Raw genomic sequence first — 15,251 nt, forward strand, 5'->3', positions numbered from 1 at the left:
ACAAACCTTATTCTGCCGTCTAGATAGTATAAGCGGCAGGTGAACGGAGCGAAAACGGGGGCGAACCTACTCCGAGTCTTCTGACTGCAGCTGGCGTTCGTACAGCGCCTTGTACAGGCCCTCCTGGTTAATGAGCTCCTCGTGCGTGCCGTGTTGCACAATGCCCCCGTCCTCCATCACCAGGATGCGGTTTGCCAGCTTCACCGACGACACCCGGTGCGAGATGATGATGCTGGTGCGGTTGTGCATGATGCGCTGCAGGCTGTTGAGGATGGCGTTCTCAGTCTTGGTGTCCACTGCCGAAAGCGAGTCGTCGAGGATGAGGATGCTGGGCTCCCGCACCAGCGCCCGCGCAATAGACACCCGCTGCTTCTGCCCCCCCGACAGCGTGATGCCGCGCTCGCCCAGCTTGGTCTCAAACTTCTCGGGGAAGCGCGCGATGTTCTCATACACGTCAGCGTCTTTCGTCGACTGGATCATCTGCTCCTCCGTGATCTCGGGCAGGCCAAAGCCGATGTTGTTGCTGATAGTGTCGGAGAACAGGAACACGTCCTGCGGCACATACCCGATCTGGCTGCGCAGGCTCTTGATGTTGTAGTCGCGCACGTCCACGCCGTCAATCAGGATGCGGCCCCGGGTGGTGTCATACATGCGCGGCAGCAGGTTGGCGATAGTGCTCTTGCCCGAGCCGGTGTTGCCGATCACGGCCAGCGTCTCGCCGTGGTTGATGCTGAACGACACGTTCTTCAGCGCCTGTATGTTGGTGTCGGGGTAGATGAGGTCCACGTTCTCGAACACAATGTCGCCCTTGATCGGTTTACTGATGTTTTCACGGGAAACAATGTCGTTTTTGGTGTTCATGAACTCGTTGATGCGCTCCTGCGAGGCCGCCGCCCGCTGCACCAGGCTGGCCGTCCAGCCGAGGGCAGTCACCGGCCAGGTCAGCATGTTCACGTAAATGATGAACTCCGCGATGTTACCCGTGGTGATGCTGCCGTTGATCACCTCCTGCCCGCCAATGTATACCGTGATGATGGTGCTGAGCCCCACCAGGAACAGGATCAACGGAAAGAACAGCGAGTTCACGAAGTTCAGCTCCAGCGACTTGTCGCGGTAGGTGTTGCTGGCCTTGGTGAAGTTGTTGTGCGAGTCGTTCTCGCGCACAAAAGACTTGAGCACCCGGATGCCGGAGAACGCCTCCTGCACAAAGGTGGTAATGCCCGAGAGGCTGCGCTGTATCTCATCAGACTTGCGCTGGATGATGTTGTTAACGTAGTAAATACTGATGGCCAGCACCGGCAGCGGGATGAGGGTATACATAGTCAGCTTCACGTTTACCGACAGCATATAAGGGATCACCATCAGGAACAGCACGATCAGGTTGATGCCATACATGATGGCCGGGCCCACATACATGCGCACGCGGCTCACGTCCTCCGAGATGCGCGCCATCAGGTCGCCTGTGTTGTTGCGGCGGTAAAAGCTGAGGGGCAGGCTCTGGTAGTGCGCGTAGATGTCGTTCTTCAGGTCATTCTCGATCAGGCGGCTCATCACGATGATGGTCTGCCGCACAAAAAACAGGAAGATGCCGCGCAGCAGCGCCATCATCAGGATCACGACGCCATACACCAAGATGCTCTTGGCAAAGATATTATACACCAGCTCCTGCTGGTCCAGGCCTTCGTACAAATTAAACAGGCTGATCCCCTCCTTGATCAGATTAAAAGCGTGGCGCACGATCTGGGCTGGCAGAATCTGGAAGAAGTTGGAGATGATCGTAAACACAATGCCAAGCAGAAGCCTGTATTTATACCTGATCAGATATTTGTTGATGTAACGTAATGATTTCACAGTATATGGTTGCAGCCTAGGGGCTTTTACGTACTCTTAGAAGAGCACAAATTGAAATACTAAAAAAAAGAATTAATTTTGCAGCTTGAAAAGGGGAGGGATACCGAAAGCCCCTTTGCAAAGATAGAACAACCCATAAGGAATAGCTAAATGGTCAAGTTAAAAGAAGTCGGGTTGAAATCAGATAAATCAGTCTTCGGTCAGATAGCAGAACACAATCACGAGCAAGTTGTTTTCTGTCATGACCAGGACACGGGCCTGAAGGCCATCATCGGTATCCACAACACCGTGCTGGGCCCTGCCCTGGGCGGCACCCGCATGTGGTCTTACGCGTCTGAGGCTGAGGCGTTAGCGGATGTGCTGCGCCTGTCGAGGGGGATGACCTACAAAGCCGCCATCTCCGGCCTGAACCTGGGCGGCGGCAAAGCCGTGATCATCGGCGACGCCAACCAAGACAAGAACGAGGCCCTGCTCCGCAAGTTCGGGCGCTTCATCAAAAACCTGAACGGCTGCTTTATCACCGCCGAGGATGTGGGCATGACCACCAAGGACATGGAGTACATCCGGATGGAGACCAAGCACGTGTCGGGCCTGCCCGAGGCCATGGGCGGGGGCGGCGACCCGTCGCCCGTGACGGCCTACGGCACCTATATGGGCATGAAGGCGGCGGCCAAAAAGGCCTTCGGCTCCGACTCGCTGCAGGGCCGGAAAATAGCCGTGCAGGGCGTAGGCTACGTTGGCGCCTACCTGGTGGAACTCCTGAGCAAGGAAAACGCAGACATTTACGTGTCCGACATATATGAGGACCGCCTGCGCGAGGTGGCCAAAAAGTACAATGCCCAAGTAGTGAGCATGGACAGGGTATACGACCTGGACGTGGATATTTACTCCCCCTGCGGGCTGGGAGGCACCATCAACGCCGACACCATCGGGCGCCTGAAGTGCCAGGTTATCGCGGGCTGCGCCAACAACCAGCTCCGCGACGAGCAGGTGCAGGGCCCGGCCCTGGCCGTGAAAGGCATTGTGTATGCCCCGGACTTCCTGATTAACGCCGGCGGCCTGATCAATGTATACGCTGAGATTGGGGGGTATAACCGCGAAAGCGCCTATGCCCAGACCGAGCGCATCTACGGCTTCACGCTGGATGTTTTTGACCTGGCCGAGAAAGAGGGCCTGCACAACCAGCAGGCAGCCATGAAGATGGCCGAGCAGCGCATTGAGCGGATCGGCAAAGTGCGCGCTACCTTCTAGAGGCCGCGCTTTTTGGCGCAGGGCGCGCACGGAACTATAGTATGCTTTCTTCCCTTTAGTAGAGGACTGAAAAATAGAGTGGCCAGGCGCTGTAGCCTGTGTAGTTAAAGATTTACCCAACTTACGTTCTTTTAAATATGCTTAACCGCAGAACACTACGAATTAAGGCCATGCAGGCGATCTATGCCTATAAGCAAGCCGTAGGTTCAGACTATCTCCTGGCCTTAGACCAAATTAGCGAGGACTTTGCCCCGGACCTGAACTCCATGGAGGTGCAGGACCGGAAACTGCTGGAAGGCAGAAAGCAAATCGCGACCCTGCTCTTCAAGGAGTGGCGCGAAACTCAGCAGTTCGAGACCGAGGAGTCCGACAAGGAGACAATCGATGCGGTGAACAGAGCCATCGTGTACTACCAGAACCTCCTCAAGAAAGACTATACCTACTACGGCAACCAGATGCTGAGCGCGGTGGAGCGCATCTACGACCACTACCTGGGCACGCTGCAGATATTGCAGGTGCTGGTGAGCCTGATCGAGGAAGAGGAGGAGAAGAAGGAGAAGCGCTTTACGGCCGCCACAGGCCCTGATGTGCAGCGCTTCCTGCAGAACCGCGTGGTGCAGCACCTGCTCCAGAGCAAATCATACCAGCAGCACATCATCCGGCGCAACATCAGCTGGGGTTCCGACATCAGCGAGATCAAGGCGGTTTACAAGAATATCCTGAAGCAGGATGAAGCCTTCCTGGCCTATCTGGCACTGCCTCAGCCCACCCTGGAAGAGGACCTGGAGGTAGTGAAACATATTTTCAAAAACATTATCTTTAAAGAAAAAAACTTACAATCTTTGTTTGAAGAGCAGGATCTGAACTGGGTCGAAAACAAGTCCATTGTAAAGAGCCTTGTAAATAAAACCATCAAGATTTTTGGCGAGGAGGCACAGGAAGATGTGCAACTGCTGGACCTTTCGGCCAACTGGGAAGACGACAAAACCTTCTTCGAGGATCTCTACTTCCAGACCGTGAAGGAGGAGGGCCGCTACGAGGCGATGATTGCCGAGAGCGTGAAAAACTGGGATGTGGAGCGTGTGGCCATGCTGGACAAGATCATCCTGAAGATGGCCCTCTGCGAAATGCACATTTTTCGCAGCATCCCCGTGAAAGTGACCATCAACGAGTACATCGAGATTTCGAAGCTCTACAGCACACCAAAGAGCAAGCAGTTTGTGAACGGCGTGCTGGACAAGATGGCGCAGGAACTGATCCTGAAAGGAGAGATCCGCAAGTCGGGCCGTGGCCTGATCGACAACAAATAGAACACCGCTTACCCGAGCCGACCGCTGCGGCAGAATTGCCGTAGACATACGTGAAATCGACTCGCTAGCTAAATAAGCATATACACTATGAGCAAAAAGACGACCGTACTATTGGCTTTCACATCGGGCGCTGCCGTAGGCGCCCTCACCGGCATACTGTTCGCCCCGGAAAAAGGAAGAGAAACCCGCAGCTGGCTCAGCTATCGCCTGGAGAAATACCGCGACACGCTGGCCGACCTGACGCAGCAGCTGGTTGCCAAGAGTGATAGCCTGCCATCCAGCGCAAAATCCGAGGGGCAGCGCGTGATACAAGACGCTAAACTGAAAGCGGAGAAGTTGCTGGGCGATGTTGATTCGCTTATCAACGAGATTAACAGCAGGAAAGAAATTTAATATATGAAACAAGTTACCCTTATACCCGGCGACGGGATAGGACCTGAGATTACAGAAGCTGTAAAAGCTGTTTTTAGTGCTGCCAACGTACCCCTAACCTGGGAAGAGGAAAACGCCGGGCAGACAACCTTTGATGCGGTTGGCGAGCTGATCCCTCAGACGCTGATTGACTCTCTCAACAAAAACAAAGTGGCCCTGAAAGGGCCCATCACCACACCGGTAGGCAAGGGCTTCAAAAGCGTGAATGTGCAGCTCCGCCAGATGTTCGACCTGTACGCTAACGTGCGGCCCGCCAAAACCACCCCCGGTATCCATACCCGCTTCGAGAACGTGGACCTTGTGCTGTTCCGCGAGAACACCGAAGGGCTATACTCCGGCCTGGAGATATTTGACGAGCGCCTGCAGATCGCGGACTCCATCTCCCGCGTGACCCGCGTCGGCTGCGAGAAAATTGTGCGCGCCGCCTTTGAGTATGCTAAAAAGCACAACTGCGGCAAAGTGACCGTGGCCCACAAGGCGAACATCCTGAAGAACGCAGGGGCGCTACTGCTGCGCGTGGCCAGCGAGGTGGCCAAAGACTACCCAAGCGTGCAGATGGAAGACAAGATCATCGACAACATGTGCATGCAACTGGTGATGAAGCCGGAGCAGTTTAAGGTGATCGTGACGACAAACCTGTTCGGCGACATCCTCTCTGATCTCTGTGCCGGACTGGTGGGCGGACTCGGCGTTGTGGCCGGGGCCAACATCGGCGACGAGATCGCGATATTTGAGGCCGTGCACGGCTCTGCCCCGGACATAGCGGGCAAAGGAATCGCAAACCCAACGGCCCTGCTCCGCTCGGCCATCATGATGCTGCACCACATCGACCTGAAAGAGGAGGCGAGCCGCATCGAGGCCGCGCTGGAAGCAACACTGGCAAACCAGGAGGAATGCACCGGCGACCTGGGCGGAAAAGCGAACACGACTGAGTTCGCGCAGCACATCATCTCTAAATTAAAGTAAATTAAACTTTCACGTAATGGATATGAAAAAGAGCCTATTTTTAGCAGCAAGCTTTGCTGTAGCTGTTTTCACTACAAGCTGCGACAACACAGCAGGCAACGATACGGTAGCCAGCGAAGCAGCGGTTGCAGACAACAACGCGGTGCAGCCCATCGAAAACCCCAACGTGGTATCGGGTACTGAGACTGCCGGGCCAGCGGATGCAAACGCGCCTGTCATCACCTTTCAGGAGCAGGAGTATGACTTCGGCACGATCAAGCAGGGCGATGTGGTAAACCACACGTTCAAGTTCACCAACACAGGCAAGTCGCCGCTGATCATCGAGAGCGCCACGGCCTCTTGCGGCTGCACGGTGCCACAGCCACCGACAGAGCCCATCGCGCCGGGAGAGTCCAGCCAGATCGAGGTGAAGTTTAACAGCGCAGGCAAGATGGGGCAGCAGTACCCTACCGTGACGGTGCGTGCCAACACACAGCCGAACATCGTGAAAGTATCCTTGAAAGGCAACGTAGAGACCAGCAGCATTCCAGCCGCCGGTGCCGACGGACCCGTGCGCCGCAACTAAAGCGCCGCACTGTTATATAGCGTAACCCCCAGTATATATGAAAAATATTTTATTGCAAGTACCGGATGCGGGCATGCTGCCGCAGCTGCTCATGTTCGGTGCCATAATCCTTGTCTTTTATTTCTTCATGATCCGGCCGCAGCAGAAAAAGGTGCGCGACCAGAAGAAATTCCGCGAAGAGCTCACCAAAGGCATGACGGTTGTTACGATCGGGGGAATGCACGGCAAGATAACGGCAATAGATGACGACACAATCACGTTAGAAGTTGACAAAGGCGTTCGCCTGACGTTTGACAAATCTTCCGTATCTATGGAAGCCACCATGAAAGTGCAAAATCCCTAACAGCGTTGTTGGTTGAGAAGACAAAAAATATAGCTCTATGGTTTATGAGGCCATTCCAGCCACGGACAAAGCAATACTGGCGTGTAGTATTGCTTTGTTTTGTGGCGGCCTCTACCTTTTGGCTCCTCAACGCGCTCAATAAAAGTTACTCTACGCAAACCACATACCCTATCCGGTTTGTGTATGACCAGAGAAGGCTGATCCCGATCAAGCCGCTGCCCGAGGAGGTTTCCATTAACGTGACGGGCAAAGGCTGGAAGCTGCTGCGCAAAACCCTGCGCCTGGAGGTGCAGCCCGCCGAGATCTATATCCGTAACCTGCCCCGCAACAATTATTTGCTGGGCTCCGCGCTGCGGCCGGCCCTTGTCAACTCGCTGGATGGCCTGCAGCTCAACTTTGTCGTGACGGACACGGTCTACTTCAATTTCAACACGCGGGTGACGGCACGCATCCCGCTGCGCCTCGATACCTCCAGCCCCCTGACAGACGACCAGCACCTGGTGGTAGGGCCGGTGCGCATCACCCCCGACTCCGTCACTTTTGTCGGGCCTTCCTCACTGATCGACAGCCTGCCCAATCCTTTCGTGCTGCGCCTGCCAGAAAAGCAAACTCTTACGGAGTCTGCCAAAATATCGGTGCCGATCGACTACAACTATGCTTCGCTGATACAGGCCAGTATAAAAGAGGCCCAAATCGCGGTGGCTGTCAAGCCGCTGGTGCAAGACGAGCGGCAGGTGGCCCCAGACCTGATCAACGTGCCCAAAGACGTCAGGCTGTCCATCCGGCCCCCTCTTACTATGGTGCGGTATCAACTGCTGCAGGACTCGCTGCCGCTGCTAAACCGCAATGGCTTTAAAGTGATTTTAGACTACAGCAAGTTCAACCCAAATGACTCCACCTTGGTGCCGGAGTTGGTGCAAAAGCCACGCGGCATCCGGAATGTGGTGATGTGGCCGGAGCGGTTTAAGGCTGTCCAACAACAATAGCGTATGCTCAAAGTAGGTTTAACCGGCGGAATCGGGGTAGGGAAAACAGTGGTTGGCCGCATGTTCTCGCTGCTCGGCGTGCCTGTTTACGACTCTGACGCACGGGCCAAATGGGTGATGCGCCACGACGAAACGCTTCGCCTGGAGTTGGTGGATGCCTACGGGCTGAAGACCTTTACCGAGGAAGGTGACCTGAACCGCGATTACCTGGCACCGCTCGTGTTTGGCAACCCCGTGCTGCTGGAGCAACTCAATAGCCTGGTGCACCCGCATGTGCGCAACGACTTCACGAAATGGCTGGACTTGCAGGCCAAGGCGCCCTACGTGCTGAAAGAAGCCGCCCTGATGTATGAGTCGGAGGCCTGGAAGCAGATGGACCAGATCATCACGGTGCACGCGCCCATGGACGTGCGCATGAAACGGCTGCTGCAGCGCGATACGCACCGCACAGAAGCAGACATCAAAGCCATCATGGGGAAGCAGCTGAACGAGGACGAGCGGATGTCCCGGGCCGACCATATCATTTACAACGACGGTCAGCAGGCCGTTATCCCACAGGTGCTACAGCTACACCAGCTCTTCCTGAGCCCATCGGCCTAAAGCCTTACTGAGATTTGCCCTTCGAGGCGCTGCCAAAGAAGACGGCAGCGCCGGATACTGATTGCCCTGTTTACAGCGTTCCCTTGGTATAAAGAGGCTGCAAATGAGATGGCATGCAGGCAGTTATGGAAGGATTTGAAAAAATGAGGACATAAAAAAAGGACAACTTTGCAGTTGTCCTTTCGTGGGGCGTACTGGATTCGAACCAGTGACCCCCTGCTTGTAAGGCAGGTGCTCTGAACCAGCTGAGCTAACACCCCGTTTTGGTGTTTCAGAGACCTTTTGTCCCTGTTTGATGATGCAAATATGGGGCATATTTTTTTAATCGCAAAACATTTGGAAAAAAATTCTTAAATTTTTTTTCGGGGCGGAGGGCCTCTTGTTCGCGTGTTTTAACTGGTGTACCTTTGGTTTCTGTAAGGTGCTAAAAATCTGAACTTTCGGTTAGTGAAAAAAGGAGTTGTTAAAAAAGTGCTATTTTATGTTGTGGCAGGCATCACGGCTGCGATGGGAATAGCGTTTGGGTTGGTCTACACTTACCAGGATAAAATAATAGAGCTTTTTGTGGACGAGGCGAACAAGCACATCAAAACGAAGGTGGAGGTGGGGCAGATTTCGCTTTCGCTGTTCGACAAGTTTCCGCATGTGGCCGTGAGCCTGGACCAGGTGAACGTGCATGAGGGCTTGCCGGAGAGCACAGAGTCGCTGGCGCGGGCCGACAAGCTGTACTTTACCTTCAGCCTGCTGGATGTGCTGCGCGGCGCCTACAGCGTGAAGGAGTTTTATATGGAAAAGGGCGAGGTATACGTGAAGGTGCTGCCGGACGGAAGCGTGAACTACGAGGTGATCGCCTCCGACACGACCGCCTCAGACGATGAAGGCTTCTCCTTTGACCTCGAGAAGATCAGTCTCAGCGAAGTGGCGCTGCATTACATAGACCAGCAGCTGCAACAGACCTACGAGGTAGACGCGCGCCAGCTGGTAGCCGCGCTGGCCATCACCCCGGAGACTATTGCGATAGAGGCAAACGGAAGCACATCCATCCATACCATAAAAATAGGCACAGGCGAGTATTTTAAGGGCAAGAAGGTGGAGCTGGCCACAGCGCTTCGCATCGACAGGGCGGCGCGCACGATACAGCTTGAGCCCTCGGTGGTGCAGGTGGAGGGGGCAGCTTACGAAGTGGGCGGGACCATCGCCTATACCGGCCCCACGGCTCTTGACCTGAAGCTGGAGGGAAAGAACACCAGTATCCAATCCATCTTGTCGCTGCTGCCGCAGGAGATAACCCGCGAGCTGAGCCAGTACCGCAGCGAAGGAGAGGTATACTTTGCCGGAACCGTGAAAGGCAACGCCTCCTCCAAAGAAACACCCCTGATCAACATCAGCTTTGGGGCCCGAAACGCCTCCTTCTATCACCCGGACGCCAAGCAGAAGGTAGAGAAGGTTAACCTGAAAGGGAGCTTCACGAACGGGGAAAAGCAGATTGCCGCCACCTCTGCCCTGAAACTGGAGAACCTGAGCGGCGTGCTGAGCGGGAGGCCCTTTAAAGGCAACCTGACCTATCGCAACTTCAACAACCCGAACATTGCCTTCGATGTGCAGGGGATGCTGGATGTAGGCTACGTGCTGGGGCTGGCCAAGCTGGAGCAGGTGCGCAAAGGCAGCGGCCTGGCCGATGTGCGCATCGCCTTCTCGGGCAACCTGAATGAGTTTAAGGCGCGCCCCGGCAACAGCACCGTGAGCACAACCGGAGACATTACGCTGCACAACGTGTCGCTTACGCTGCAGGACCTGCCGTTGCCCCTCAGCAACCTGAGCGGCAACTTCATGTTCAAGCGCAACGATGTGGCGGTGTCTGATTTTAAGGGCAAGCTGGGCGAGTCTGACTTTGTGGTGAACGGCATGTTCAAGAACATGATGGCCTGGCTGCTGCTGGACCGGCAGCGCCTGCTGGTGGAGGCTGATTTCAGCAGCCATTACCTCAACTTCGACCAGTTGCTGAGCGAGGAGCTGAATACGGCCGAGGCCGACCGCACGGGCAAAGGCAGCGGCGACAATTACAAGTTCGTGGTCTCGCCCAACATTGCCTTCGACCTAAGCGCCTCTATCGACCGGTTGCGTTTCAGGCGTTTCAGAGGCAAGCGGATGCGGGGCGAGGTGAAGCTGCGCAACCAGGTGCTGTCCACGCCAAACATCTCCTTCAGTGCCGTGGGCGGCGAGTTTTCCGTGCGGGGCACGCTCGACGCCCGTACCCGCGACCATATCAAAGTGAGCACGGCGGCCAAGCTGACCAACATGAGCGTGGACAGTCTGTTTTACGTGTTCGAGAACTTTCATCAGGACTTTATAGAAGAGCGCCACCTGCGCGGCCAGCTGACGGCCAACATTGTCTCGGATGTGTTTCTCAACAGCCAGCTAGACCCCAAGACGAACCTGCTGCAAGCCGAGATAGAGGCTACCGTGCGCAACGGGCAGCTTGTCGGCTTTGCGCCCATGCAAAAGATGTCGGCGTTTGTGAAGCGCTCCGAACTGGCCAACATGCGCTTTGCGGAACTGCACAACAACTTCTGGATACAGCAGCGCACGATCTATATCCCCGAGATGGATATCCGGTCCAACGTGTCGGCGGCCCCGGTGGTGTCGATCTCCGGCACCCATACCTTCGACCAGCGGATGGACTATAAGATAAAGCTGCCTTTGCTCGGGAGCCGCCGCCCAGACAAGGACGCCGTGTTTGGCGTAGTGGCCGAAGACCGCGATGCCGGAGGCAGCAGCCTCTTCCTGACCCTGAAAGGCAATGAGAGCGACTTTAAGATTGCCTACGACAACGAGCGGGTGCGCCAGAAAGTGAAAGCCGACCTGAAAGAAGAAGGGAGAGAGTTGAAAGACCTGCTTCGCGGCAAGAAGCCAAAAGCAAAGGAGAAAGAAATACAGCTGGCGGAAGATACCTATTTTGACTTCGATTAGCAGCCGTGAAGCGCCATTCTATTAAATAGTATAATTCATATAGTTTGAAAGCTGAATTTACGTTGGCATGGTTATTTGGGCCATTCACCCTTAATATCAACCCCTGTCAATGGTATTTGTATTATTGCTGTAACTATGGCTCGTGCGGGGCGTTAAAGATATCAAAACTGCAATAGAGCAGAGTTGCAGTAAGAGATTTGAAGTTTAAAACTACAGCTGTTTTTAAGATAAATACTCGGGGCCGGCAATCAGCGCCAAGTATAATTTAAATAAGATTAATAATATAAGGGTGAAAAAAAAGCCGGAGCTTCTCCGGCTTTTTTGTGTTTATACCTTTCCGGTTACTCCATGTCAGACTCTTTTGCAGCGGGGTATGGCGACGCGGCGGTAAGCGGAGGGGTATGGGTGGGCCGCTGCAGATGCAGGGTCTGTGTCGGGAAGGCAAACTCAGCCCCGTTCCGCTCCACGATTTCCACAATCTTGTAATTGACCTCCTCTTTCACATCAATAAACTCATTCCAGTCCATCGTGTCCACAAAGTACAGGATCATCACATCTTTGGAATGGGCCCCCAGGTTCAGGAAACGGATGCGGCCCTCCTGGTTGGTGCGGGGATGATGGTCTATATACTCCTGGATTTCGCGGCTAATGGCCCGGATCTGCTCCGAAGTGGTGCCATAGGTCAGGTTGATGTCGAACTTGGCGCGACGGAAGGTGCGCAGGGTCAGGTTGTCCAGCGGCTTGTCGATCATGAACTTGTTGGGCAGCGTCACGAAGCTTTTCTCCAGGGTGCGGATGCGTGTGCTCCGGAAGCCGATCTTCTCCACCACGCCCAGCAACTCTCCCACTTGCACCAGGTCGCCGATCACAAAAGGCTGATCCAGGAAGATGGTGAAGGAGGCCAGCAGGTTCTCAAGGCTTTCTTTGGCGGCGAAGGCAATGGCCAGGCCACCCACACCCAGTCCGGCCACGAGCCCGGCCACATTCACGCCAAACACCAGCCCCAGCATCGACAAGAAAGAGAAGATGACGAGCAGCACCTTCGAGAAGTCCTTGAAGAAGGGCACCAGCTGGTCGTCCAGCTTCGAGGCAGTTTGCTCGGCACGGTGCTTGAAAATCAACCCGACGAAATCGACGAAGCGAAGCACCACCCAGGTGAGGGCCACAATCACGAACACCTGATAGGTGCGGAACGCGAATGTTTTGACAAAAGGGTCGCCTTTGCGGATCTCGGTGGGGTCGAGGGGATAGTCCAGCACCAGGAACGCGAAGTACAGGAAAAACAGAAACAGCAGCACCTCCAGCGGCTGTATGAGCAGGTGCTTGAAGGCCGACTGGTTGTCGTTGCCGTTAGAGAAGCGGTTGACCAGCTTGTAGAGCACCCCGGACAGAAGTCTGGACAGTAGCGTCTTGAAGATAAAGCCAAACAGCAGGATGCCCGCAAAAATCAGGAACTCTTGTACGGTGTTGCCCAGAAACTCATAGGCAAGGATTTCTCTCCAGTTCATATCGGTTAAAGCAACTGGCTCAACGCTATTTCAAAACTTGTCTTGGCGATCTCGGTTTTCTGGCCGCTCTTCTCAAAGGCCTTTTGCAGGGCCGCGCGGATGGTAGCGGAAATGTCCGTGAAGATAGCCTCGTCGGTAATCTCCACCTCACTCTCCATAAGGTAGGCAAACACGCGCGCCATACCGCAGTTGGCGATAAAATCGGGAATCACGGCCAGGTTGTGGTCGGCAAACTCGCCGGTGGGGCCGAAGAAGATCTCCGGATCCTGGAACGGCACGTTGGCGCCTGAGGAGATCACCTCCATGCCACTGCTGATCATTTGCTCTACCTGCACCCTGGACACAAGTCGGGACGAGGCGGCAGGTATAAAGATCTCGGCCGGGAGCGACCAGATGCGCGCGTCCACCTCCTCAAAAGGCAGCAGCCCCGCCGGGTTCAGGGCATTGCCCTGGCGGTTGAGAAACAGCTCCGTCACTTCCTCAAAAGTAAAGCCCTCCTCTTTTATCAGCCCGCCGGCCCTGTCGATGATGCCCACGACCCTGACGCCCCTGGAGGCAAGGTAATAGGCTGCCGAGGCACCCACGTTTCCCCAGCCCTGTATAATGGCCCGCTTGCCGGCGTATGTGCCGCCCCATATATCATAATACTGGCACACAGACTCCGCCACGCCATACCCCGTGATCATATCGGCAATGGTGTATTTGCGTGCGGTGGAGGGGGAGTAATGCGGGTCCTCGATAACCTTCACGACTCCCTGGCGCAGTTGCCCGATCTTGTTTATCTTTTGCGGCTCCGTTGCGTTGAAGTGGCCGTTCACGATGCCCTCCTGCGGGTGCCACAGGCCATACTCCTCCGTGATCGGGATCACCTCGTGTATCTCATCCACATTCAGGTCGCCGCCGGTGCCGTAGTAGTTTTTGAGCAGCGGAATCACCACTTTATACCAGCGCTCGAGCACCCCGCGCTTGCGCGGGTCGGCGGGGTCGAAGTTGATGCCGGACTTGGCGCCGCCAATGGCTGGGCCGGACACGGTGAACTTTACCTCCATCGTCTTTGCCAGCGACTCCACCTCGCGCTTGTCGAGGCCTTTGCGCATGCGCGTGCCGCCGCCTGCCGCCCCGCCCCGCAACGAGTTGATCACAACCCAGCCCTCTGCCTCCGTCTCGGCGTCTTTCCACTCAAAGACGATCTCAGGTTGCCTATTCTCAAACTTAGCCAGTAGTTCTTTCATCTGTTTTTATGTTTGTGCCTCCGTTCCCCAAAGGTACAAAAATAGATCGGAGCGTGCAGGCAAAGCGCGCTCAGCACAGGTAGATGGAGCCGCCGATATTGTCGTGGGAGGCTCCGGTGACGCTGCGCAGGCAGTTGTGCTCCCCTCGCCAGCGCAGCACGCCCAGAAAGGCGAAAATCAGCGCTTCCTTAAACGCCACCACCACCGGTTCTGGCACCACCACCTGGCACTGCTCCCCCAGGTACTCCTGCAGCACCTGCACCAGGTAACCGTTGAAGGCGCCCCCACCCGTTAGCAGCAGGCGATGGGTGCCCCCATGGAGCGGTGGCAGGGCCAGCCTCAGCTGCTCCGCAATGTGGTGGCAGACGGTGTGCAGCTGGTCGGGGATGGAGGCTTCGGAAGCCTGCAGGGTATGGAGGCTGTGCGCCAGCACCCACTCCTTGCCCAGCGACTTGGGGGCCGGGGCGGCGAAGTAGGCCGGGGCGTTCAGTTGCTGCAGCAGCGCGGGCGCAAGGGAACCGGAGCGGGCCACGTCACCGTTAGTATCATAGGCATGCCCCAGGCTGTTTGCCAGCGTATTCAGCAGCATGTTGCAGGCGCATATATCAAAGGCCAGCCGCTGGCCGTTCTGATTATATGAGACATTGGCGATGCCGCCCAGGTTGACGCAGTAATCATACTCTCCGAAAAGTAACTCGTCCCCGATCGGCACCAGCGGTGCTCCCTGGCCCCCCAGGGCAATATCCAGCGTACGGAAGTCGCTGACCACCGGCAGCTGCGCGTGGGCGGCAATATAGGCCCCATCGCCCAGCTGAAACGAGATGTGTTTGTCGGGCTGGTGGAAGATAGTATGGCCGTGCGATGCAACAAAATCGGCGCGGATTCCGTGTTCCTGCACAAAACCAAGAACTTGTTGGCCCAGGTGCCTGCCAAAGGAATGGTGCAGCCGGATGAGCTCGGTACCGCTGGCTGTCTCGGCTTCCCGGAGGGATTCAATTAAAGTATTTGAATATTTTAATGTATTTGTATGTAGTATTTTATATATCCAATTTTTTCTTTCGTACGTAAAGCAACAATGTGCCAAATCGAGGCCATCCAGAGAGGTGCCTGACATGAGGCCGATCACTTGAAAAGAAGTATCCATCACCAAAAATAAGAAATATACGGGAATGTAGGTTCAGCCAAATAATGCAGGCCTCGTATATATCTTAATATGAATAAGATTGTTAACTGAAAA

The 15,251-nt window shown here is 55.3% G+C and carries 13 protein-coding genes and 1 tRNA gene; 9 read left to right on the forward strand and 5 right to left on the reverse strand.

Going from position 1 to position 15,251, the window contains the following annotated elements; genetic code table 11:
* Window positions 1–66: 66 nt before the first annotated feature.
* Window positions 67–1,851: an ABC transporter ATP-binding protein gene (locus MKJ04_RS18490; protein ID WP_241643152.1), complete on the reverse strand. Its 1,785-nt coding sequence runs from the start codon at window positions 1,849–1,851 to the stop codon at window positions 67–69.
* A gap of 150 nt (window positions 1,852–2,001) precedes the next feature.
* Between MKJ04_RS18490 and MKJ04_RS18495 the strand changes: the two genes are divergently transcribed.
* The 8 genes from MKJ04_RS18495 to coaE all read left to right on the forward strand — a co-directional run bounded on the left by MKJ04_RS18495 (window position 2,002) and on the right by coaE (window position 8,304).
* Window positions 2,002–3,102: a Glu/Leu/Phe/Val dehydrogenase dimerization domain-containing protein gene (locus MKJ04_RS18495; protein WP_241643153.1), complete on the forward strand. Its 1,101-nt coding sequence runs from the start codon at window positions 2,002–2,004 to the stop codon at window positions 3,100–3,102.
* Between the two features lie 170 nt (window positions 3,103–3,272).
* Window positions 3,273–4,412 carry a transcription antitermination factor NusB gene (nusB, locus tag MKJ04_RS18500; protein WP_241643154.1) on the forward strand — a complete coding sequence of 380 codons (1,140 nt, stop codon included), beginning with the start codon at window positions 3,273–3,275 and terminating at the stop codon, window positions 4,410–4,412.
* 87 nt (window positions 4,413–4,499) lie between these two features.
* Window positions 4,500–4,805, forward strand: coding sequence for a YtxH domain-containing protein (locus MKJ04_RS18505; RefSeq protein WP_241643155.1), 306 nt, complete (start codon window positions 4,500–4,502; stop codon window positions 4,803–4,805).
* 3 nt (window positions 4,806–4,808) lie between these two features.
* Window positions 4,809–5,810 (forward strand): isocitrate/isopropylmalate dehydrogenase family protein, encoded by a 1,002-nt coding sequence (locus MKJ04_RS18510; RefSeq protein WP_241643156.1) that lies wholly within the window; start codon window positions 4,809–4,811, stop codon window positions 5,808–5,810.
* Between the two features lie 22 nt (window positions 5,811–5,832).
* Window positions 5,833–6,375 carry a DUF1573 domain-containing protein gene (locus MKJ04_RS18515; protein WP_241643157.1) on the forward strand — a complete coding sequence of 181 codons (543 nt, stop codon included), beginning with the start codon at window positions 5,833–5,835 and terminating at the stop codon, window positions 6,373–6,375.
* Window positions 6,376–6,412: 37 nt separating this feature from the next.
* Window positions 6,413–6,718, forward strand: a complete 306-nt coding sequence (gene yajC / locus MKJ04_RS18520; protein WP_241643158.1) for a preprotein translocase subunit YajC — start codon at window positions 6,413–6,415, stop codon at window positions 6,716–6,718.
* Window positions 6,719–6,762: 44 nt separating this feature from the next.
* Entirely contained in the window at window positions 6,763–7,704 is a 942-nt protein-coding gene (locus MKJ04_RS18525; protein WP_241643159.1) for a hypothetical protein, read from the forward strand.
* A 3-nt stretch (window positions 7,705–7,707) separates the two neighbouring features.
* Window positions 7,708–8,304, forward strand: coding sequence for a dephospho-CoA kinase (gene coaE, locus MKJ04_RS18530; protein WP_241643160.1), 597 nt, complete (start codon window positions 7,708–7,710; stop codon window positions 8,302–8,304).
* Between the two features lie 185 nt (window positions 8,305–8,489).
* On the opposite strand, the gene MKJ04_RS18535 is transcribed toward coaE, so the two are convergent.
* Window positions 8,490–8,564: transfer RNA gene (locus MKJ04_RS18535), tRNA-Val, on the reverse strand.
* A gap of 211 nt (window positions 8,565–8,775) precedes the next feature.
* Between MKJ04_RS18535 and MKJ04_RS18540 the strand changes: the two genes are divergently transcribed.
* Entirely contained in the window at window positions 8,776–11,274 is a 2,499-nt protein-coding gene (locus tag MKJ04_RS18540) for a DUF3971 domain-containing protein (protein WP_241643161.1), read from the forward strand.
* 341 nt (window positions 11,275–11,615) lie between these two features.
* Here MKJ04_RS18540 and MKJ04_RS18545 read toward each other — a convergent pair whose 3' ends face one another.
* The 3 genes from MKJ04_RS18545 to MKJ04_RS18555 all read right to left on the reverse strand — a co-directional run bounded on the left by MKJ04_RS18545 (window position 11,616) and on the right by MKJ04_RS18555 (window position 15,158).
* Window positions 11,616–12,782: a mechanosensitive ion channel family protein gene (locus MKJ04_RS18545; protein WP_241643162.1), complete on the reverse strand. Its 1,167-nt coding sequence runs from the start codon at window positions 12,780–12,782 to the stop codon at window positions 11,616–11,618.
* A gap of 5 nt (window positions 12,783–12,787) precedes the next feature.
* On the reverse strand, window positions 12,788–14,014 hold the full coding sequence (locus tag MKJ04_RS18550; RefSeq protein ID WP_241643163.1) for a Glu/Leu/Phe/Val dehydrogenase dimerization domain-containing protein: 1,227 nt from the start codon (window positions 14,012–14,014) through the stop codon (window positions 12,788–12,790).
* Between the two features lie 70 nt (window positions 14,015–14,084).
* Window positions 14,085–15,158, reverse strand: coding sequence for an anhydro-N-acetylmuramic acid kinase (locus MKJ04_RS18555; protein ID WP_262918101.1), 1,074 nt, complete (start codon window positions 15,156–15,158; stop codon window positions 14,085–14,087).
* Window positions 15,159–15,251: the final 93 nt, after the last annotated feature.

This window comes from Pontibacter sp. E15-1, from assembly GCF_022601975.1.
Taxonomy (GTDB): domain Bacteria; phylum Bacteroidota; class Bacteroidia; order Cytophagales; family Hymenobacteraceae; genus Pontibacter.